Genomic DNA, 249 nt, shown 5'->3' on the forward strand with positions numbered 1-249 from the left:
CTCGCCGTCGAGGACTTCAAGCCGAAATTCCTCGCCAAGTCCACGATGGCCCGCAAAGCCGCCGACGCCGCGATCGGCGTGACGAAGACCGCGCTGATCGAGATGGCCCGCAAACACGGCCGCATCGTGCACCTCGTGCACCCGGCCCACACCACGATGGACTGTGCACAGTGCGGTGCGAGAACCAAGCACGCACTTCCCCTCTCCGAACGAACGTATGCGTGCACCGCGTGCGGAGCCGTGTCCCCC

General features: G+C 66.3%; 1 protein-coding gene. It reads left to right on the forward strand.

The window, feature by feature from the left end; genetic code table 11:
- A partial coding sequence (locus IO36_RS36215) for a zinc ribbon domain-containing protein (RefSeq protein WP_037626666.1) occupies window positions 1–249 on the forward strand: 249 nt, incomplete at both ends.

It is taken from the genome of Streptomyces aureus (assembly GCF_000725495.1).
GTDB lineage: Bacteria > Actinomycetota > Actinomycetes > Streptomycetales > Streptomycetaceae > Streptomyces > Streptomyces aureus_B.